16 protein-coding genes and 1 pseudogene are annotated in these 19744 nt (G+C 73.9%); 12 read left to right on the top strand and 5 right to left on the bottom strand.

Annotated elements, in window-relative coordinates; all coding sequences use genetic code 11:
• Positions 1–186 precede the first annotated feature (186 nt).
• Positions 187–4740: an FtsK/SpoIIIE domain-containing protein gene (locus Q7T52_RS01690; protein ID WP_304798983.1), complete on the bottom strand. Its 4554-nt coding sequence runs from the start codon at positions 4738–4740 to the stop codon at positions 187–189.
• A gap of 163 nt (positions 4741–4903) precedes the next feature.
• On the opposite strand from Q7T52_RS01690, the gene Q7T52_RS01685 reads away from it, so the two are divergent.
• The 10 genes from Q7T52_RS01685 to Q7T52_RS01640 all read left to right on the top strand — a co-directional run bounded on the left by Q7T52_RS01685 (position 4904) and on the right by Q7T52_RS01640 (position 13990).
• Entirely contained in the window at positions 4904–5686 is a 783-nt protein-coding gene (locus Q7T52_RS01685; protein WP_304798982.1) for an SAF domain-containing protein, read from the top strand.
• A complete protein-coding gene (locus tag Q7T52_RS01680) occupies positions 5683–6456 on the top strand; it encodes a hypothetical protein (RefSeq protein WP_304798981.1) in 774 nt (257 codons plus the stop codon). Before Q7T52_RS01685 ends, Q7T52_RS01680 begins: the two co-directional genes overlap by 4 nt.
• A gap of 5 nt (positions 6457–6461) precedes the next feature.
• Positions 6462–7778 carry a CpaF family protein gene (locus Q7T52_RS01675; protein ID WP_304798980.1) on the top strand — a complete coding sequence of 439 codons (1317 nt, stop codon included), beginning with the start codon at positions 6462–6464 and terminating at the stop codon, positions 7776–7778.
• Complete coding sequence (locus Q7T52_RS01670) at positions 7775–8641, top strand: type II secretion system F family protein (protein ID WP_304798978.1); 867 nt, start codon at positions 7775–7777, stop codon at positions 8639–8641. The genes Q7T52_RS01675 and Q7T52_RS01670 overlap by 4 nt, the downstream gene beginning before the upstream one ends.
• Positions 8638–9555, top strand: a complete 918-nt coding sequence (locus tag Q7T52_RS01665) for a type II secretion system F family protein (protein ID WP_304798977.1) — start codon at positions 8638–8640, stop codon at positions 9553–9555. The genes Q7T52_RS01670 and Q7T52_RS01665 overlap by 4 nt, the downstream gene beginning before the upstream one ends.
• A 138-nt stretch (positions 9556–9693) precedes the next feature.
• A complete protein-coding gene (locus Q7T52_RS01660) occupies positions 9694–9855 on the top strand; it encodes a Flp family type IVb pilin (protein ID WP_304798976.1) in 162 nt (53 codons plus the stop codon).
• Positions 9855–10250, top strand: coding sequence for a TadE family protein (locus Q7T52_RS01655; protein WP_304798975.1), 396 nt, complete (start codon positions 9855–9857; stop codon positions 10248–10250). The genes Q7T52_RS01660 and Q7T52_RS01655 overlap by 1 nt, the downstream gene beginning before the upstream one ends.
• Positions 10247–10681, top strand: a complete 435-nt coding sequence (locus Q7T52_RS01650; RefSeq protein WP_304798973.1) for a TadE family protein — start codon at positions 10247–10249, stop codon at positions 10679–10681. The genes Q7T52_RS01655 and Q7T52_RS01650 overlap by 4 nt, the downstream gene beginning before the upstream one ends.
• Positions 10678–11112 carry a TadE/TadG family type IV pilus assembly protein gene (locus Q7T52_RS01645; protein ID WP_304798972.1) on the top strand — a complete coding sequence of 145 codons (435 nt, stop codon included), beginning with the start codon at positions 10678–10680 and terminating at the stop codon, positions 11110–11112. The genes Q7T52_RS01650 and Q7T52_RS01645 overlap by 4 nt, the downstream gene beginning before the upstream one ends.
• Positions 11113–11170: 58 nt before the next feature.
• Positions 11171–13990 carry a LysM peptidoglycan-binding domain-containing protein gene (locus Q7T52_RS01640; RefSeq protein ID WP_304798971.1) on the top strand — a complete coding sequence of 940 codons (2820 nt, stop codon included), beginning with the start codon at positions 11171–11173 and terminating at the stop codon, positions 13988–13990.
• 31 nt (positions 13991–14021) lie between these two features.
• Here the strand turns inward: Q7T52_RS01640 and Q7T52_RS01635 are convergent, their stop codons facing one another.
• Positions 14022–14474: a MaoC family dehydratase gene (locus Q7T52_RS01635; protein ID WP_304798969.1), complete on the bottom strand. Its 453-nt coding sequence runs from the start codon at positions 14472–14474 to the stop codon at positions 14022–14024.
• 44 nt (positions 14475–14518) lie between these two features.
• Here Q7T52_RS01635 and Q7T52_RS01630 point away from each other — a divergent pair, with 44 nt between their 5' ends.
• Both Q7T52_RS01630 and Q7T52_RS01625 read left to right on the top strand, forming a co-directional pair.
• Complete coding sequence (locus tag Q7T52_RS01630) at positions 14519–15604, top strand: adenosine deaminase (RefSeq protein ID WP_304798968.1); 1086 nt, start codon at positions 14519–14521, stop codon at positions 15602–15604.
• Between the two features lie 218 nt (positions 15605–15822).
• On the top strand, positions 15823–16938 hold the full coding sequence (locus Q7T52_RS01625) for a glycosyltransferase family 2 protein (RefSeq protein ID WP_304798984.1): 1116 nt from the start codon (positions 15823–15825) through the stop codon (positions 16936–16938).
• On the opposite strand, the pseudogene Q7T52_RS01620 reads toward Q7T52_RS01625, so the two are convergent.
• The 3 genes and pseudogenes from Q7T52_RS01620 to Q7T52_RS01610 form a co-directional block, all read right to left on the bottom strand.
• Positions 16910–17683 (bottom strand): annotated as a pseudogene (locus Q7T52_RS01620) (glycosyltransferase); the annotation flags it as partial. The gene Q7T52_RS01625 and the pseudogene Q7T52_RS01620 overlap by 29 nt on opposite strands.
• 227 nt (positions 17684–17910) lie before the next feature.
• Entirely contained in the window at positions 17911–19227 is a 1317-nt protein-coding gene (locus Q7T52_RS01615; RefSeq protein ID WP_304798967.1) for a nucleotide sugar dehydrogenase, read from the bottom strand.
• Positions 19224–19744, bottom strand: a 521-nt coding sequence (locus Q7T52_RS01610) for a glycosyltransferase family 4 protein (RefSeq protein ID WP_304798965.1), incomplete at its 5' end; no start/stop codon positions are given. The genes Q7T52_RS01615 and Q7T52_RS01610, both read right to left, overlap by 4 nt.

Genomic DNA, 19744 nt, shown 5'->3' with positions numbered 1-19744 from the left:
ACGCGACCCCGTCTCAGGAGGAGGCCGGCCTCTTCGACCTCCGTGTGGCCCGGTCCGGCGTACCGGCTGCGGAGGTCTCGACTCGCGGTGACTTCGTCCCCGCGGCTCGACCACCGTGTGGTGGGCCAGGGTGCACCGCGGTGCCGCTGACCCGTCGCACAAACGCGACGGGTCAGCGGATGACAGTTAGCGAGGCACCTGCACCATCGCCTGGTCGCCGTCGCCGGCGAAGAGGACGCCGCGGCCGGGCTGGACGCGGGAGACGAGGGAGGTCCGGGCGACGCGGCCGCCGAAGATGTCGCCCTGCAGGACCTCTTGGGGAGAGAGGAGCAGGCCCTTGCGGCCCTTGCGGGCCTCGGCGATCCAGCCGGAGAAGCCCGACGACATCTCGCTCGTGCCGCCGGCGGCGACCATCGAGAAGCGGCGGTCGCGCGCCTGGCGCACGACGGCGAGCAGGAGCGGCGCCAGGGGACCCTCGCGCAGGGTCTCGGCGTCGTCGATGAGGACGACGGAGCCGTCGGCCAGGGCACGCAGGCGCTCGACGACGACCTGGGGGTCGTGGTCGCTCCCGACGAGGGACTTGTCGCCGAGGAGCTCGCTCAGCGCGTTGGGGGTCGGCGTCAGGCCGAGCACGTCGAGGCCGGTCTGCTCGGCCCACCGGGCGACGAAGCAGAGCGTCGTGGTCCGGCCGCTGCGCGGAGGGCCGACGACCAGCACGGGTGCGGTGACCGACTCGATGGTCAGCAGGTCGAGACGGTCGCCACCGACGCCGAGGGGCACCGAGCCGACGGGGACGGTGGCGCCCAGGCCCTCGAGCACGGTGGCCGCGTCGAGGTCGGTGGGCAGCACGGCGAGGCCCGCGGGCTGGAGCTCGGGTGGGGCGGGGGGCAGGCCACGCTCGGCCTCGGCCAGGCGCCGGCCGACCTCGCGGACGTAGGCGCTCTGGGCGGCGCCGCTGACGTCGTCACCCAGGATCGCGATCTGTGCCTCGGTGCCGACCTCGCTCCACATGCCGCGGCCGTCGGCGATGGTGTCGGGGACGTCCTTGGCGCGCAGGCCCGCCATCGAGTAGTCGCCCTTGTCGGGCAGCCGCAGGAGCAGCTTGTGCTCGACGAGCGTGGCGACCCGGCCGCTGAGGAGCGTGCGGTCGCCGGAGACGACGAGGTGGATGCCGACGCTGGCGCCCTCGCGCAGGAGGCTGAACACGCGGTCGTTGAGCCGGCCCATGTCGGCGTCGGCCAGGTCGGCGACGAAGCCCTCCCAGCGGTCGATGAGCAGCACGACGTAGGGCAGCCGGTCCTCGGGCGCGGCCGCCGCGCGCTGCTCGTCGATGTCGGCGAAGCCCGACTGGCCGAGCACCTGCTGGCGTCGCATGGCCTCCTCGCCGAGCCGGTCGAGCAGCCGGCCGGCGCGCTCGACCTCGGTGCGCTGGACGACGGCGCCGGTGTGGGGGAGCGCGGTGAGCGGGAGGAGCGCCCCGTTGCCGCAGTCGAGGCCGTAGACGTGGAGGTCGCGCGACGTCATCGTCTCGACGAGCCCGACGGCGATGGTGCGCAGGGCGGTGGAGCGACCCGACCGTGGTCCGCCGACGACGTAGAGGTGGCCGGACTCGCCCAGGGTGAAGAGGCGCGCCCGCTGGGCCTGGTCGGCGGGGTGGTCCTCGAGGGCCCAGGGGGCGGAGCCGACGGGCAGGTCGCCGGCGCGCTCGCGCAGCTGGTCGAGGGTGATCGGTGTCGGTAGCTCGGGCAGCCAGGGGGAGTGGGGGTCGTCGATGCCGCGCAGGCGGGCGGCCTCGGTGACGGCCTCGACCAGGACGGACAGGTCGGTGTCGCCCTCGTCGGTGTCGCTGCCCTCCTCGCGCGGACGCGACGGCGCCTGCTGGCCGATGCGGTCCCAGGGGATGGGCCACACCAGGGGGTCGGGGGCGGTGGCGACCGCGGCGGACGACGTACGGGGTCGGGCGCCGCCGACGCGGCCGGACTGGAACGGCAGCAGCGACGAGTGGCCGAGCCGGGCGTAGCCCCGACCGGGCTGGTCGGGACCGATGGTGGCGGAGTCGGACGCGTCGATGACGTCGCGCGACTCGGCCTCGTCGGTGACCCGCAGCGCGATGCGCAGGTTGGTGTTGGCGCGGATGTCGTTGGAGATCACGCCGGAGGGCCGTTGGGTCGCGAGGATCAGGTGGATGCCGAGCGACCGGCCGCGCTGGGCGATCGTGACGAGGCCGGTGACGAAGTCGGGGAGCTCGGCCTTGAGGCTGGCGAACTCGTCGATGACGATCGCGAGCCGCGGGATCGTGGGCAGGTCGGGGTCGCGACGCTGGAGGGCCCAGTAGTCCTCGAGGTCCTTGGCACCGGGTACGGCGAGCAGGTGCTCGCGACGGCGCAGCTCGGCACCGAGGGACGTGAGGGCGCGGCCGACCAGGTGGGTGTCGAGGTCGGTGACCATGCCGACGGTGTGGGGGAGCAGCGCGCAGTCCTTGAACGCCGAGCCGCCCTTGTAGTCGACGAGCACGAACGTGAGCTGGTCGGGGCTGTTGGAGACCGCCAGCGACGCCACGATCGTCTGCAGGAACTCCGACTTGCCGGAGCCCGTCGTACCGGCGATCAGGGCGTGCGGGCCGTCCTTGCGGATGTCGAGGCGGAACGGCCCGTCGAACCCGGCGCCGATGACGACGTCGGTGCGCGCGGCCGGGCCCCAGCGGGCGGCGACGAGTGCGCCGGTCGGGTCCTCGAGCGCGATGCACTCGAGCAGACGGGCCGACGAGGGCAGGCTGGAGGACTCGACGTCGGGCGTGGTGTCGCGCACCGGCGCCAGCGACCGGGCCACGCGCTCGGCCCAGGCCCACTCGACCAGGTCGGGGCGGATCCGGGCGACCGCCTCGGAGCCGGTACGTCGGAGCTCGACCAGGCTCTCGCCGACGTCGAGCACGGCGCGGCACTCCTCGGGCAGCGCGTTCTGGTCGTCGTCGAGGCAGAGCGTGTAGACGCCGACGGCGGGTCCCTCACGCAGCAGCGTCACGATGCCGGGCAGGGCGCGCAGCCGGCGGGCGCCGTCGAGCACGACCAGGATGTCGGGGGCGGGCGACAGCACCTTGCCGCCCATCGCGGGCGCGGCGTTCTCGGCCCGGCCGGCGATCAGGTGCACGAGCTCGCCGACCCGGCGCGCCGAGGTCTCCTGGTCGGTGCCGACCAGGGCGCCGACGGTCTCGCCGTCGCGACGGCAGTGCGGCAGCCAGCGCAGCCAGCTCCACTGGTCCTCGCGGTCGGGCCGGGTGAGCACGACGACCTGGAGGTCGCGGGGGGTGTGCAGGGCGGCGGCCTGGCCCACCATCCAGCGCGCCGTCGCGTCGACGACGTGCTGGTCACCCCAGGCGCCGACCACGGCGAGGTCGCGCAGCGAGAGCGCCACCGGTACGTCGCCCAGCTCGTCGGGCGGGCGGGGCTCGTCGGTCTCCTTGCGGCCGCGCTCGCGCACCGAGATGCGCGAGGGGCGGTCGGCCACGCCGAGGCGCAGGGCCAGGTAGTCGTCGTCGGAGCGTCGTCGGCACCACAGGCCCTGACCGGGTCCGACGACCTGGAGCAGCACCTCGGCGGGGTCGGGGTGGATCTGACGCAGCTCGTCGCGCTCGGCGCGCAGGGCGCGCGCGATGCGCTGGCGGACCGAGCGGTCGTCGATGCGGAACTCGACGATCTTCTCGCGGTACTCGCGCGCCGCGCCACGCCGGTTGGTGACGAAGTTGAACATCGCCATCAGCGGCGACATGAGGGCGAACAGCAGGAACCGGTAGCTGCCGAAGATGAGCGCCATCGGCCCGGCCATGACCATCGGGGCGAGCACCATCGGCCACGGGATCGAGACACGGCGGGGCTTGCGCGGCTCGTCCGGGAGCACGAACGACCGCTCGGGGGCGGGTGGCAGCAGCCGCGGGGGGCGGTTGAAGTCGATGCCGAGGATGTCGGGGCTCGCGGTGGCGTCGGCGTCGGGCTGCCAGACCCGGCGCCACTGGAGCAGGGTGCCGGCGAGCCGGAGGTCGGCGCCCTCGGGCCACGCCAGGGGCTCGTCGTCGGCCGCCGCGAGGCGGGCCGCCCGCTTGCGGCCGCGTCGGGTGTCGGCGTTCTTGAGGAGCTTGGCCTCGCAGCGCCGGCGCTTCTTGCGCTTCTTGCGCTCGCGCCGGGTCAGCGCCTCGTCGGGCAGGTCGTCGTGCTCGCTGGCGTAGGCGTCGTCGCCCTCGGGGTCGGGCTCGGCGGGGTCGCGCCCGTCGACGAGCACGGAGTCGAGGCCGCACGCGACGACCTCGACGGTCGCGCTCGTCGTCACCCGGATCGTCAGCGAGTCGGCGGGCAGCATGACGTCGGGCAGCGACATGCCGACGGCGCCGTTGCCGATCCGGTGCTCGCCGATGCCGAGACGGTGCACGCGGCCCGCCCCCGGGCCCGAGACCACGCGGATCTCGACCACGCCGGGCGGGAGCCCGGGAACCGCCGTACCCGGCTCGTGGAGGGCGACCTGGACGCCGGCGCGGACGCCGGCGGCGCGCAGGCTCTCCTCGTTGTCGACCCGACGGCCGTCGACCCAGACGGGACTGCGCCGCGCGAAGCTGTCGTGCATCGACCCGTCGCCCGTGACGCGCAGGAGCGCCGGAAGCACCCCCGAGACCGGGGTCTGCGGGTCGGCGTCGACGAGCACGTCGCGGTGGGCGCCCGTCGCGCCGTCCACCACCGTCAGGCTGAATCTCACGCGCTGGTCTCCTCCGGTCGGTCCTGACCCTGCCCTGCCGCGGTCGCCCACGGTCCACCGGGCGTCAGGTTGCCCCGGCTGACTCCTATCATGTTTGGCTCCGGCGCCACGGGTCAGTGTGTGCAGGACACCTGGGCAGATGAAGAGGTAGGTACAGCGACACGTGAGCACCGACACCCAGCCTTCTCCCGCCGACCAGCAACGCAGCCGCGTCGCCCGTCGGCAGAAGACGCCCAAGCCGCAGGACCGGGTCCAGCCCCCGCGACAGCGGCGTCCCGCGCTCGCCGCGCTCGCCGTCGCCCTCATCGTGGGGGGCGCTCTCGTCGCCGGTCTGCTCGCGGTCCGGCTCGACTCGCGCGAGCCCGTCCTGGCGGCCGCCCGCGACATCGACGCCGGCTCCGTCATCACCGAGGACGACCTGGTCGAGGTCCAGGTGGCCTCGGAGGGCCTCCAGCTGATCCCGGCCGAGCTGGCCGACCAGATCCTCGACGGCGACACCTACGCCCGGGTCCCGATCCGTCAGGGCTCGCTCCTCGACCAGAACATCCTCACCGACACCGAGCCGCTGGCCGACGGTCGCGCCGTCGTGTCCGTCCCGCTCAACGCCGCGCTCACGCCGGTGGGGGAGCTGCGCAGCGGCGATCTCGTCAGCGTGGTCCGCATCAGCGGCGGCGACGACAAGCTGCCGCTCGCCACCCTGACCGAGGGCCTGGTGCTCTCGGTCTCGTCCGGCGTCTCCGACGACCTCGGCGAGTCCACCGCGGGCTCGCTCAGCCTGCTGATCCCGAGCGAGGCGGCGCTGGTCGTCGTCGACGCCGCCGGCACCAACCGCGCCGGCATCGCGCTGCTGCGCCACAACGCGACGCCCGAGGACCCCCTCGAGCCGGGGGACACGGACCCGCCGGGTGCCTCCTCCAGCGGCGACTCCGACGCGGAGGCTCCGTGACGACGGTGGCCGTGGCCTCGGCCAAGGGTTCACCGGGAGCGACCATCGCCGCGCTCGCCCTCGCCACCCAGTGGCCGCGGCCGGTGGCGCTGGCCGACGTCGACCCCGCCGGCGGCGACGTCGTCTGGCGGGTCCGCGGACTCGACGGCGGGCCTCTCGACCTCGACCGCGGGATGCTGTCGCTGGGTGCCGGGCTGCGTCGCGGGGTCAGCGAGACCACGCTCGCGGAGCACCTGCAGGACACGGCGTTCGGGTTCCCGGTGCTCACCGGCGTACCAACGCCCGAGCAGCTCGCCGGCATCGGCGGCGCCTGGACCCACCTGGGCGAGGTCTTCAACCGGCACGAGGCCGACGTCATCGTCGACTGCGGCCGGATCAGCCTCTCGTCGCCGAGCCTGCCGGTCCTGCACAAGGCCGACGTGGTCCTGCTCGTCGTCCGCCCCGACCTCGAGGGCACCGCCCACCTGCGCCACCTCCTGCGCGCCCTGCAGGGCACCCTCCGCCTCGGCCAGGCGGGCGCCCCGCAGGTGTGCGTCGTCGCCGTCACCAGCTATCGCGACACCCGGGTCACCGACGACCTCCAGCGCCTCCTCGACCACGAGGGCCTCGCGGCCCGGGTGGCCGGGGTGGTCGCCCACGACGAGAAGGGCGCCCGGATGCTGTCCTCCACCCTGGCCGGCAACCTGGCCCGGAGCCTGCTGGTGCGCTCGGCCCGCGACCTGGCCAAGCACCTGACCGACCTCTCGCGACACCAGACCGGACGGAGCTGACCGCCATGGACCAGTCGCTCGTACGCCAGCTTCGCGAAGAGGTCGCCGAGATGCTCTCGCGGCAGCGCCGCGAGGACGCGGAGAACGGCATCGCCCCCATGTCGGCCGAGGACGAGCGGCAGTACGCCCGTGCCGTCGTCACCCGGGTGCTCGACGCCTACGCCCGCGCCGAGGTCCGCGCCGGCCGGACGCCGCCGACCCAGGACGAGGAGCTCCAGCTCGCCGAGGGCGTGCACGCCGCGCTCTTCGGCGTCGGTCGGCTCCAACCGCTGCTCGACGACCTCGAGGTCGAGAACATCGACATCAACGGCTGCGACCGCGTCTTCGTGGGCTACGCCGACGGCCGCGAGGTGATGGCCCCGCCCGTCGCCGAGACCGACGACGAGCTGGTCGAGCTGGTCCAGATCCTCGGCGCCTACAGCGGCCTGACCAGCCGGTCCTTCGACACCGCCAACCCGCAGCTCGACATCCGGCTGCCCGACGGCTCCCGGCTGTCGGCCGTCATGGGCGTCTGCCAGCGGCCGTCGCTGTCGATCCGTCGCGCCCGGTTGTCGCGGGTGAGCCTCGACATGCTCGTCGGCTACGGGACGATGTCGCCCGACATGGCGGCGATGCTGTCGGCGGCCGTGCGGGCCCGCAAGAACATCATGATCGCCGGCGCCACCAACTCGGGGAAGACGACGCTGCTGCGTGCGCTGGCCAACGAGATCGAGCCCTCTGAGCGGCTGGTCACGGTCGAGCGGGCGCTCGAGCTCGGGCTGGGCGAGTTCGCCGACCTTCACCCCAACGTCGTCGCCTTCGAGGAGCGGCTCGCCAACGCCGAGGGGACCGGCGCGATCGGCATGGCCGACCTGGTGCGCCGCTCGCTGCGCATGAACCCCTCGCGGGTCATCGTCGGCGAGGTGCTCGGCGACGAGATCGTCACCATGCTCAACGCGATGAGCCAGGGCAACGACGGCTCGCTGTCGACCATCCACGCCAACTCGTCGGCCGAGGTCTTCAACCGCATCTGCACCTACGCGATCCAGTCCGTCGAGCGGCTGCCGTCCGACGCGACGATGATGCTCATCGGCGGGGCCATCGACTTCGTGGTCTTCCTCGAGCGGGTCAACACCTTCGCCGACGGCGGCCGGCTGCGCCGCACGATCACCTCGGTGCGCGAGGTCAACGGCGTCGACGGTCGCGTGCTGTCGAGCGAGGTGTTCGCCCTCGGCGGCGACGGCGTCGCCGTGCCCGCCGCCGCGATCTCGTGCCTGCGCGAGCTCGAGGCCGTCGGCTACGTCCCCGGCGCCGCTGCCACCTGGCTGGAGATGGCGCAGTGACCCTGACCCCGATGGTCGTCCTCATCGTCCTGGCCGGCGCCGCTGCCGCCTCCGGGGTGGTGCTGCTCGTCACCGCGCTCATCCCGCAGGAGCCGAGCGAGGTCGTCGAGGCGTCGTCGGGCATCGTCGACCGTCTGCAGGCCTACGGACGCCGCCTGCCGGTGGCGATCCTGAGCGCCCTCGGGGTGCTGCTGCTGACCCGGTGGCTGGTCGCCGCGATCGCGGCCTTCCTCCTCGTCTTCTTCTGGGACAAGCTCTTCGGCGGCTCCCGGGTGGCCCGCGACAGCGTCGCCCGGATCGAGGCCATGGCGGCCTGGACCGAGTCGCTGCGCGACACCGTCGCCGGCGCGGTCGGGCTCGAGCAGGCCATCCCGGCCACGGTCCACGCCGCGAGCGACACCATCTCGACCGAGCTCCAGGTGCTCAGCGACCGCCTGCGGGTCCGCGTGCCGCTCTCCGACGCCCTGCAGCGCTTCGCCGACGAGCTCGACGACAGCGGCGCCGACCTCATCGTCGCCGCCCTGATCCTCAACGCCCGCCTGCGTGGCCCCGGCCTGCGCGACGTGCTCACCTCGTTGGCCGAGTCGGCGCGCGCCGAGCTCGAGATGCGTCAGCGGATCAACGCCGGCCGGCGCAGCACCCAGCGCTCGGTGCAGATCGTCGTCGGCGTCACCGTGCTGTTCGTCGTCGGGCTCAAGCTCTTCAACCCGCAGTACGTCGCCCCCTACGGCACGCCCGCCGGTCAGATCGCCCTCACGATCGTCATCGCGTTCTTCGCCGCGGGCATCTTCTGGCTCCGCCGGCTGTCCAAGTTCGAGACCCCGGAGCGGTTCCTCCGCTCGCGGGTCGAGGAGGCCCGGTGAACCTCACTCTCGTCCTGCTCGCCGGTGCCGCCCTCGGCGCCGGGGTGTTCCTGGCCGTCCGGGTCCTGCTCCAGGCGCCGCTCTCGGGCCCGGTCGCGCTGGCCCAGTTCGACTCCCGTCTCTCCCGCGGACGCCGCGAGGCGGGCCTGACCGCCGACCGGCGGCACCAGGACGAGTCGGCCCGGATGCGCAAGATCGGTGCGCGCGTCGGCGACACCCTCGACGACCGCGGCATCCTGCTGCCCCCGGCGCTGCGCGCCCGCCTCGCGCTCGTGGGCCAGTCCCGCGAGATGTTCCTGGCCCGCTGCGTGCTCGGTGGCCTCCTCGGGCTGCTCGTGCCCGTGCTCGCCCTGGGCCCCGTCACCGCGATCACCGGGCTCGCGCTGACCGTCCCGCTGTGGTCCATGCTCATCGGCGGGCTGGTCGGCCTGGTGGTCCCGTTCCTGCAGATCTCGGGCCAGGCCGACGAGCGCCGCCGCGGCTTCCGGCACGTGCTGAGCTCGTTCCTCGACCTGGTCGCGATGAACCTCGCCGGCGGCCGCGGCGTCCCCGAGGCGCTGCAGACGGCCAGCCGGATCTCCGACGGGTGGGCCATGGTGCGCATCCGCGACACGCTCGAGGCCGCCCGCCTGCAGGGCTCGACGCCGTGGGTCGCGCTCGGCGAGCTGGGCGACGAGCTCGACGTCGACGAGCTCCGCGACCTCTCCGGCGCGCTGGCCCTGGTGGCCGAGGACGGCGCCAAGGTGCGCGACTCGCTCACCGCCCGCGCGTCCTCCCTGCGCCGCAAGGAGCTGGCCGACGCCGAGGGCCGCGCCGCCGCCCGGTCGCAGTCGATGCTCGTGGCCCAGCTTCTGCTGTGCGTGGGCTTCCTGCTCTTCCTCATCTACCCCGCGGTCGCCCGGGTCCTCTCCTGAGTGCGCACCACCCGTGAGATGTCCTAATCTGAAGGCGGTCACGCTTCAAGGTTTGATCGCGGTCCGTTCGGGAAAGCCACCAGTCAAAGCCACTACTCGAGGAGCGAACCCATGGTTCCCATGCACATTCTGTTCGCCATGCTGAACACGCAGCTGGCCCGTCGGCAGCGTGACGAGCGCGGAGCGACCGCCGTCGAGTGGGTCGTCATCACGGCCCTCGTCGTCGGGATCGCCACCGCCGTCGGCGTCATCCTGCTCAACCTGATCACCGGCAAGGCCAACTCCATCTCGCTCGACTGATGACGGCGACGCGCCCACGTCGCCGGCGCGACGACCGGGGCGTGTCGTCGATCGAGCTGGCGATGTACATGCCGCTCCTGCTCTTCGTCATCTTCCTGGCGGTCCAGTTCTCCCTGGTCTACCTCGGCAACCAGGCGGCCAGCGCCGTTGCGCGCGAGGCGGCCCGCGTCGCCCGCACCAGCGGCAGCGCCGCCGAGGCACAGGCGGCCGGGCGGCGCTACGCCGACAACATCGGCGGCGGCGTCCTCGAGGGGGCCACCATCAAGGTCGACATCCAGGGTGACAACGTCCGGGTGACCGTCACCGGCACGGCCCAGGAGATCTCGCCGGTCGGGGTCCCGACCGTGAGCCAGACCGTCGAAGGACCGCTCGAGCAGTTCGTGGAGGGGCCATGACGATCTCGGTCCACCGCCTGCGCCGCCGTCGACCCGGCCGCGACGACCGCGGCTCGATGGCCGTCGAGGTCGTCCTGCTCACCCCGGTCCTGATGGCCTTCATCGTCCTGATCGTGATGTTCGGCCGCTACGTCGCCGTGCGTGGTGACATCGACGCCACCGCCCGCGACGCCGCCCGGGCGGCCTCGCTGCAGACCTCCAGGACGGCCGCCGAGCAGGCGGCCCGCGACGTCGTCCGCGCCTCCCTCGACGACGACACCAGCTGCAGCTCGGTCAACCTGTCCGGTGAGTGGAGGGCGGGTGGCGAGGTGACCGTCGACCTCGACTGCACGGTCTCGTTCGAGGGTCTTGGCCTGATCGGCGTCCCCGGCAAGGCCAGCATGGACGCCTCCAGCACGGTTCCCCTCGACCCCTACCGGAGCTTCGGATGACCCGCCGCGACCGTCCCGGACGGACCCACCTCCGCCGGCGCGCGGAGCGGGGTGCCGCCACGGCCTTCGTCGTCGGCATGGCCGTGACCCTGCTGTCGTGCGCAGGTCTCGTCGTCGACGGCGGCACGGCGCTCAACGCCAAGATGAAGCTCGCCGACGACGTCGAGCAGGCGGCGCGCGCCGGCGCCCAGGAGATCGACCAGATCGCGCTGCGCCAGGACGGTGAGGTCGTCGTCGACGAGGCCGCCGCCCGGAGCCGGGCGACGTCCTACCTCACCGCCCTGGGCTACACCGTCACCGCCTTCGACGCCGACGGCGCAACGGTGTCCATCACGGCCACCGACGTCGTCGACGCCCGGGTGCTGACCCTGATCGGGGTCAACGACTTCGACATCGAGGCCAGCGCCACCGCCGACGCGGTCACGCAGTGATCCCCGTGCCCCCCGACCCGATGCCCGACCTGACGCCAGAGACGATGAGTGTGACCAGGTGACCCAGTCCCCGCCGCAGCCGCCGACCATGCCCGCTCCGGGCGGTCCGCCGTCGATGCCGCCGCCCCCGCCGCCGTCCACCCGTGGACCTGAGCGCTTCGACGCCCCCGTCGAGGCGCCCGTCCGCGCGTCCTGGCCCCAGGCGCTCGGCGCCGGGCTCGCCCTGCTCTTCCTCGTGGTCGGCGTCCCCGTGCTGCTGTGGACCCTGACCGGGGCCCCGCCGTTCCCCGACGGCTTCCCGGGCCGTGACGAGCTCACCCAGCCGCTGAGCATCGACGCGCTCTTCGCCGTGCTGCGCGCCGTGGTCTGGCTCGCGTGGCTCCAGTTCACCGTCTGCACCGTCGTCGAGGTCGTGAGCATCGTCCGCGGCGGCGGACTGCCCAAGCCGGTCCCGCTGTCGGGCCCCGCCCAGGCCCTGGCCCGCGCCCTGGTCGGCACGGTCCTCATCGGCTCGTCGCTCTTCGCCACCTCGGCGGCGGCGACCGCCGACGCGCCCGACACCGGCTCGAGCGGGCAGGGCGTCGTCGCGACGTCGGTCCAGGGGCCGACCGCCGCGGAGGTGCGCGGTGCCGTCGACCAGTCCGTGACCGGCGGGGCCGCCCAGCAGAAGGCTCCGGACCGGGTCCAGGTGCCCGGCGTACCGTCCTCGATGACCGACGTGATCGACCACCGGGTCGTCGTCGTCCAGCCGCCCGACGGGCACTACCACGACAACCTCTGGGACATCGCCGAGCGGCACCTGGGCGACGGGCGCCGCTGGCAGGAGATCTACGAGCTCAACAAGGGCCGTACGCAGCCCGACGGCCAGGAGCTCGTCATCGGCCGGTTGATCCAGCCCGGCTGGGTGCTGATCGTCCCCGACGACGCGGTCGACGCGCCTCGGGTGCAGGCGGCGCCGACCCAGAGCCAGGCCATGCAGGACCGGGCGAGCCGCGCCGACCGCGAGGCCGCAGGCGCCGACGGGGCGGCTGACGTCAAGGACGCCGGCGGTGCCCAGGACCAGGTGCAGGCCGACGACGGGTCGGGCGTCGCGGGGTTCGTCGGCGGGGGCCTGGTGGCCGCGATGCTGGCCGGCCTCCTGCTGCTCGAGCGCCGCCGTCGCCGCGGGCCCAGCCCGACCGACGCCGACCTCGAGGCCGAGGTCGAGCTCCGTGCCGGTGCCGACCACGACCGGGTCGAGCGCCTCGACCGGGCGCTCCGCTCGTTGAGCGCCCACTGCCGCTCCGAGCGCGTCCCCCTCCCGCAGGTCTATGCCGCCACCGTCGACGACGCCGTCATCGGGCTGCGCATCGCGCCGCCCGTCGCGTCCGCCCCGGCCCCGTGGGCCGCGGTCGACGAGGGTGCGACCTGGCGGCTCGACCGGCAGAGCGACCTGCCCGAGGGCACCGGCCACGCGCCCTACCCGGGCCTGGTCTGCTTCGGCCGCGACGACAGCGGCGCCGACGTGCTCGTCGACCTCGAGGCCGTCGGGGGAGTGCTCGCGCTGAGCGGCTCCCACTCGGTCGCCCGCGAGGTCGTCTCGGCCATCGCCGTCCAGCTCGCCACCGTGCCGTGGGCCGACGCCCAGGTCGTGCACGGCTTCGACCTCTCGACCCACCTCGCGCCCGTGGCCGGCGACGTGCTGCGCCCGGTCACCGACCTCGACGCCTTCGTGGCCGAGTGGACCGACGCCGGTCCCGGCCGGCCGGCCCAGGAGGTCCTCGGCGGCCGCCTGGGTCGTCGTCCCGGCGTCCAGCCGCAGTACCTGCTGCTCGGCTCCGTGCCCGACGACGACAGCCGCGCCGCGGTCGGTGCCCTCGGCGCCGGCGGCACCCGCGGCGTCGGTGTCGTGTCGGCCGTGGCGGTGCCCGGCTCGCGCTGGCGCGTGCACGTCGACGACACCGGCCGGCTCACGATCCCGCTGCTCGACATCGACGTGCAGGCGGTCCGCCTCACCGACACCGTCGCCGCCTCCCTGGCCGAGCTGTTCGCCCGGGTGCGTTCCGAGGCGGCCCCCGCCTCGGGCGAGCGCCCCCCGGTTCCCGACCCGCCGCGTCCCGGCGCCGACACCGAGTGGCGCCTTGCCGAGGTGTCCGTCGGCGTGCTCGGCTCGGTCGTGGTGCGCGCGGGCGGCCGGATCGACCCGTCCCGCCTCGAGCTCGCCACCGAGATCGTCGCGTTCCTCGCCCTGCAGCCGGCGCCCGTGCACCCGTCGGTGGTCGGTGCGTCCGTCTGGCCCCGCGGCGTCACCCCCGAGGTGCGCGACGCGACCATCGAGCGGGTCCGCGAGTGGCTCGGCACCATCGACGGCGTCCACGCCCTCGGGCAGAACTCCGACGGACGGCTGTTCCTCTCCGACCAGGTCAGCGTCGACTGGCACGCCCTGTGCACGCTGCTCCAGCGCTCGCGCGACACCAACCCCGACGACGAGCGCGACCTCCTGCGCCGGGCCCTCCGCCTGGTGCGGGGCGGCCCGCTCGAGGGCCGGCCGGGCCGGCGCTACTCGTGGTTGCCGCGCACGCGGATCGAGCATCAGAGCGCCGACATGGTCGTCGACGCCGCCCACCGCCTGGCCGTGCTGTCCTTCGACGACGACCCCGACGGCGCGGCGGCGGCCTGCCGCTCCGGTCTCCGCCTCGCGCCCGAGTCACAGGTGCTGTGGCGCGACCTGCTCACCGCCGAGTCCCGCAACCCCGACGGGCCGGGCACCGCGGGTGCGGTCGACGAGATGATGAGCGGGCTCCACGTGCTCGGCGTACCGCTCGACGCGGAGACCGAGGCGCTCGTGGTCGAGCTGCTGCCCGGCAGCGACGCGCCGGCGGCCGGCGCCTCGGCCTGACGCAGACCTGACCGGAGCCGGCCGAGGATCACTATGTCAGGAGCAGCACGACCATCTCGGCGACGCAGGCCGGCTTGGACTCGCCGTCGATCTCGATGACGTGCTTCATCGTCAGCTGCTTGCCGGCGGGCAGGTCGTCGACCGCGACGAGGGTGACGGTGTCGCGGACCCGCTGCCCGACCTTGACGGGGTTGGGGAAGCGGACCTTGTTGAGGCCGTAGTTGAGCTTGGCGCCCGGGGTCTCGAACGTGAAGACGCTGGAGCCGAGGTGAGGGATGAGCGAGAGCGTCAGGTAGCCGTGGGCGATCGGGCCCCCGAACGGGCCGTCGTTGGCACGCTCGACGTCGACGTGGATCCACTGGTGGTCGTCGGTGGCGTCGGCGAAGGTGCCGACGCGCTCCTGGGTGATCTCGAGCCACTCGCCGGTGCCGAGCTCCTCGCCGATCGCGTCCGTGACCTCGTCGAGGGTGCTGAAGGTGCGCATCGGGGGGTTCCTCCGTCGTCGTTGCCGGGTGGTTGGATGATCGGATGGAACCTACACGCGAGCAGGTGCGCAGCGCGCCCAAGGTGCTGCTCCACGACCACCTCGACGGCGGGCTGCGCCCGGCGACGATCCTCGAGCTCTCCCGCGAGATCGGCCACGTCCTGCCCGTCGACACGAGCGCCGAGGCCCTGGGCGACTGGTTCGCCGCGGCGGCCGACTCGGGCTCGCTCGAGCGCTACCTCGAGACCTTCGACCACACCGTCGCCGTCATGCAGAACGGCCCGGCGATCGCCCGGGTGGCCCGCGAGTGCGTCGAGGACCTCGCGGCTGACGGCGTCGTCTACGCCGAGGTCCGCTACGCCCCCGAGCAGCACGTCGAGCAGGGCCTGACGCTCGACGAGGTGGTCGCCGCCGTGCAGGAGGGCTTCGACGCCGGGGTGGCCGCCGCGACCGCGGCCGGCCGGCCGATCGTCGTACGCCAGCTGCTGACCGCGATGCGGCACCAGGCGCGCTCGATGGAGATCGCCGAGCTCGCCATCGCCTGGCGGGACCGCGGGGTCGCCGGCTTCGACATCGCCGGCGCCGAGGCGGGCTACCCGCCCACCCGTCACCTCGACGCGTTCGAGTACCTCCAGCGCGAGAACTCCCACTTCACCATCCACGCGGGCGAGGCATTCGGGCTGCCGTCGATCTGGCAGGCCATCCAGTGGTGCGGAGCCGACCGGCTCGGCCACGGCGTCCGGATCATCGACGACATCACCGTCCACGAGGACGGGTCCGTCGAGCTCGGGGGGCTGGCGTCCTACGTGCGCGACCAGCGCATCCCGCTCGAGATGTGCCCGGCGTCCAACGTGCAGACCGGCGCGGCCGCGAGCATCGCCGAGCACCCGATCGGGCTGCTGACCGAGCTCCGCTTTCGGGTCACCGTCAACACCGACAACCGGCTGATGAGCCGTACCTCGATGACCTCCGAGATGGCGGCGCTGGTCGAGGCGTTCGGCTACGGGCTGGCCGACCTGCGGTGGTTCACCATCAACGCGATGAAGTCGGCGTTCCTCCCCTTCGACGAGCGGCTGGCGATCATCGACGGGGTCATCAAGCCGGGCTACGCCGCGCTCATCGACGCCTGACCGCGACACCCTCAGGACGGGCCCGGGGCGACACACCCCGGGCCGGTCATGAGAGATCCCTGAGACTGGGTTAAAGTAGCGTAATTCACGCGACTTAATGCTTTAACTACAGTCAGGAGTGCGGCATGTCGATCCTACCCACCGATGCCGGGCAACAGGGCTCGCCGAGCAGCGGTCGCCACCGCGCCGGCCGGGTGACGAGCCCGGTCTCGGTCGTCATGCCGGTCCTCGACGAGGAGCCCTACCTCGAGGAGTCCGTGCGCCGCGTGCTCGACCAGGACTACGAGGGCGAGGTCGAGCTGGTGCTGGCGATCGCCCCGTCCCAGGACCGCACCGCCGAGATCGCCGAGCGACTCGCGTCGGTCGACCGTCGCGTCCGGGTCGTGTCCAACCCGGCCGGCCGGACGCCGACCGCCCTCAACCTGGCGGTCGGGGCGGCCTCCCACGACTTCGTGGTGCGGGTCGACGCGCACGGGTTCCTGCCCGACGGCTACCTGCACGAGGTCGTGAAGCTGCTCGAGGTGACCGGGGCCGCCAACGTCGGCGGGATGATGCGCGTCGAGGGCGAGGACGACTTCGGCCGCGCGGTGGCTCGCGCGATGACCTCGCCGCTCGGCATCGGCGGGTCGCGGTTCCACGTGGGCGGCCAGTCGGGCCCGGCCCGCACCGTCTACCTCGGCGCCTTCCGGCGCGACGCCCTGGAGAAGGTCGGCGGGTTCGACGAGCACTTCTGGCGGGCTCAGGACTGGGAGCTCAACTACCGCCTGCGGCTGGCCGGCGAGACCGTGTGGTTCACCCCCGACCTCTCCGTCGGCTACCGTCCGCGGCGGACGCCGAAGGCCCTGGCCCGGCAGTTCCACGGGTCGGGCCGGTGGCGGCGCGAGATCGTGCGGCTGCACCCCGAGACGGCCTCGCTGCGCTACCTCGCGGCTCCGGTGGTGACCGCGGCCATCACCCTCGGGACGCTGGTCGGGCTGCTCGGCCTGGCCGTCCTGCCGGTCGCCCCGACCTGGCTGGCGGCCGTGCTGCTGGTGGGCTGGCTGGCCCCGCTCGGCTACGGCGGCGGGGTGCTCGTCGCCACCGCGCTGATGGGCCGTGGGCTGCCGCTCCGCGCCCGGCTGTGGCTGCCCGTGGTCGTGGGGGTCATGCACCTGGCGTGGGGTGCGGGGTTCTGGCGGTCGATCCCGCAGGAGCGACGACGGCTCCGGCAGCGTCCGACAGGGCCGCGACGAACGCCTCCTCCGCTCGAGCCCAGTCCAGGTGCTGCCGAGCGTAGGAGTGCCCGGCGGCGCCGAGACGACGACGCAGCGCGGGGTCCGCGGCGAGCCGCCTGACAGCGTCGGCGGCGGTCGGTGCGTCGGTGTGCGGGACGACCAGCCCGCCGCCCGAGCGCTCCACGAGGTCGCGGGCCAGCGGGAGCGGCGTGGTCACCACGGGCACGCCGTGGGCGAGGTAGTCGATCACCTTCGACGGTCGGCTGTGGCGGTAGTTGGGCAGGTCGTGCAGCAGCGACAGCCCGGCGAACGAGCCCGCGATGCGGGCCGTCGCCTGCGCCAGCGGCAGGAAGCCCGGCCAGGTGACCGTGTCGTCGGCGACCGCACGATCGAGGAGAGCACTGCTCTCGGCGTCGGTGTGGCCGACCAGCTCGACCCGGATCCCGTCGGGGCGCAGCAGTCGCGCCACCTCGAGCAGCTCGACCAGGCCACGGGCCCGGGTCAGGCGGCCGACGTAGACCGCCCGCGGCTGGTCGGGCGGCTGCGGGTGCTCCGGGACGGGGGACAGGTTGGGCACGACGGGGTGTGGCCGGCGGAAGCGGTCGGCGTACGCCTCCTCGGCGAGCAGCAGGTGGACGCGCCGCTCGGCGGCCCCCTCGACCAGGTGTACGCCGAGCGCAGTCGGCCCCCGCAGGGCCCGCGGGAGCCACGCCTTGGTGACCAGGGCCGCGCCGGTGTCCTCGTGGACGTCCCACACGACGGTGGTGTCGCAGCCGCGAGCCGCGACCAGCAGCTCCGGGTCGTGCAGCAGCACGACGTCGTGGTCGGCGGCCCGGTCGTGCAGCAGCCGCCGTGCGGCGCGCATCGCCTCGGAGCGACGACGGCCCGACGCCCGTGGCAGGTCGACCGCGGTCAGGCCCGGGGTCGGGAGCGAGACGACGCCGTGGGCGAGGAACGGCGCGGCGTAGGTGACCCGCCAGCCGCGGGCCAGGAGCGCGGGGATCTGGCGGTGCCGGATGCGGGCGTCGTCGGGGTGGTGCACGACCGTGACGACCAGGACACGGGGCGCACGTCGGGGCGCTCTGACGGGCATCAGAGCCGGTGGGCGCTCCCGGGCGTGGTGACGCCGCGGGTGTCGAAGAAGAGGGCGGAGCGCTCGACGAGCGCGGGCACGTCGTAGGCGGCGTGCTGCTGGACCAGCACGACCAGGTCGGCCTCACCCAGGTCGTCGAGCTCGACCCGGTCGACGGGCACGCCCGGCTCCCAGCTGGTCACGTGCGGGTCGTGGTAGCCCAGGACGGCGCCGAGGTCGTGCAGGTGCCGGGCCAGCGGCACGGCGGGGGACTGGCGCTGGTCGGCGATGTCGGGCTTGTAGGTGACGCCGAGCAGCACGACCCGGCTGCCGGTCGTCGCCTTGCCCGCCTCGTTGAGCACGTTCTGCACCCGGTGGGCGACGTAGGCGGGCATGGTCGCGTTGATCTCCTCGGCCAGCTCGACGAACCGGAACGGGTAGCCGAGGCGCGAGCGGACGCTGTGGGAGAGATAGTTGGGGTCGATGGGGATGCAGTGGCCCCCCACACCCGGGCCGGGGCGGAACGCCTGGAACCCGAACGGCTTGGTGGAGGCGCAGCTGATGACGTTCCACAGGTCGATGTCGAGGTCGTGGCAGAAGCGGGCCATCTCGTTGACCAGCGCGATGTTGATGTGGCGGTAGGTGTTCTCGAGCAGCTTGGCCGTCTCGGCCTCGGTCGGCCCGGCGGCCTCGACGACGGTGTCGACGACCTTGCCGTAGAACGCCGTGGCGCGCACGGTGCAGGCGGGGGTCAGCCCGCCGACGATCTTGGGCGTGGTGCGCAGGGTGAACTCGGTGTTGCCGGGGTCGATCCGCTCGGGCGAGAACGCGAGGTTGAAGTCGACGCCGGCCACGAGGCCGGACGCCTGCTCGAGGGCGGGCCGGACCACGTCGGTGGTGGTGCCGGGGTAGGTCGTCGACTCGAGGACGACGAGCTGGCCGGGGTGGAGGTGCCGACCTATCGCGGCGGTGGCGGCCTGCACGGCTCCCAGGTCGGGACCGCCCTCGGGCGAGAGGGGCGTGGGCACGCAGATGACCGCGACCGAGGCCCGGGACAGCACCGCCTCGTCGGTGGTGGCGGTGAACCCCTGGGCCAGCATCGCGTCGACGTCGTCGTGGCTGAGGTCGTCGACGTGGGAGCGCCCGCCGTTGAGGTCGGCCACGACCTGGCCCGACACGTCGAGGCCGGCGACCCGCAGGCCCGCGAACGCGGCCTCGTGGGCGAGGGGCAGGCCGACGTAGCCGAGCCCGATCACGACGAGGTCGACCTCGGTCCACGAGGCGTCGCCGGCGTGGCTGGGGACGGTCTGGACGGGGGCGGTCTGGGGCTGGGTCATGCGGGGGTCTCCTCGCGCTGGTGGATGAGGCGGGCATAGAGGTCGGTGTAGGTGGCGGCGACGGCCGACCAGGTGTGGGTCGTCGCCACGTGCTGGGCGGCGGCGCGGCCGAGCCGGTGGCGCATGTCTGCGTCGACGGCGAGAGTGCGGAGGGCTGCGGCCAGGGCCTCGGGGTCTCCGGGTCGCACCAGGAGGCCGGTGTCGCCGTGACGGACGAGCTCGGCGAGCGGCGGGAGGTCGGAGGCCACGACCGGACGCCCCAGGGCCATCGCCTCGACCGGCTTGAGCGGCGGCACCAACCGGGTCACGGGCAGGTCGAGCCGGGGCAGGCAGGAGACGTCGGCGGCCAGCAGCCAGCGGCGTACGTCGTCGGGCGGCACGGCACCGGTGAACGTCGCCGGCAGCCCGTCGGCGAGCCGGGCCAGCCGGGCGCGGTCGGGGCCGTCGCCGACCACGAGCAGGCGGACGGGGGGCGCGTCGGGGTCGTCGTGACGGGACGCCAGGCGGCCGACGGCCT

This window comes from Nocardioides sp., assembly GCF_030655615.1.
In the GTDB taxonomy this organism is placed as follows: domain Bacteria; phylum Actinomycetota; class Actinomycetes; order Propionibacteriales; family Nocardioidaceae; genus Nocardioides.
This window is presented reverse-complemented; position numbering and strand designations above follow the sequence as displayed.

What these genes read in the sequence shown, in the direction of transcription:
- Q7T52_RS01635 (WP_304798969.1), bottom strand. Translation starts at nt 14,474, where the DNA reads ATGCGCACCTTCAGCACCCTCGACGAGGTCACGGACGCGATCGGCGAG.
- Q7T52_RS01675 (WP_304798980.1), top strand. Translation starts at nt 6,462, where the DNA reads ATGGACCAGTCGCTCGTACGCCAGCTTCGCGAAGAGGTCGCCGAGATG.
- Q7T52_RS01660 (WP_304798976.1), top strand. Translation starts at nt 9,694, where the DNA reads ATGCTGAACACGCAGCTGGCCCGTCGGCAGCGTGACGAGCGCGGAGCG.
- Q7T52_RS01655 (WP_304798975.1), top strand. Translation starts at nt 9,855, where the DNA reads ATGACGGCGACGCGCCCACGTCGCCGGCGCGACGACCGGGGCGTGTCG.
- Q7T52_RS01650 (WP_304798973.1), top strand. Translation starts at nt 10,247, where the DNA reads ATGACGATCTCGGTCCACCGCCTGCGCCGCCGTCGACCCGGCCGCGAC.
- Q7T52_RS01630 (WP_304798968.1), top strand. Translation starts at nt 14,519, where the DNA reads ATGGAACCTACACGCGAGCAGGTGCGCAGCGCGCCCAAGGTGCTGCTC.
- Q7T52_RS01645 (WP_304798972.1), top strand. Translation starts at nt 10,678, where the DNA reads ATGACCCGCCGCGACCGTCCCGGACGGACCCACCTCCGCCGGCGCGCG.
- Q7T52_RS01615 (WP_304798967.1), bottom strand. Translation starts at nt 19,227, where the DNA reads ATGACCCAGCCCCAGACCGCCCCCGTCCAGACCGTCCCCAGCCACGCC.
- Q7T52_RS01625 (WP_304798984.1), top strand. Translation starts at nt 15,823, where the DNA reads ATGCCGGTCCTCGACGAGGAGCCCTACCTCGAGGAGTCCGTGCGCCGC.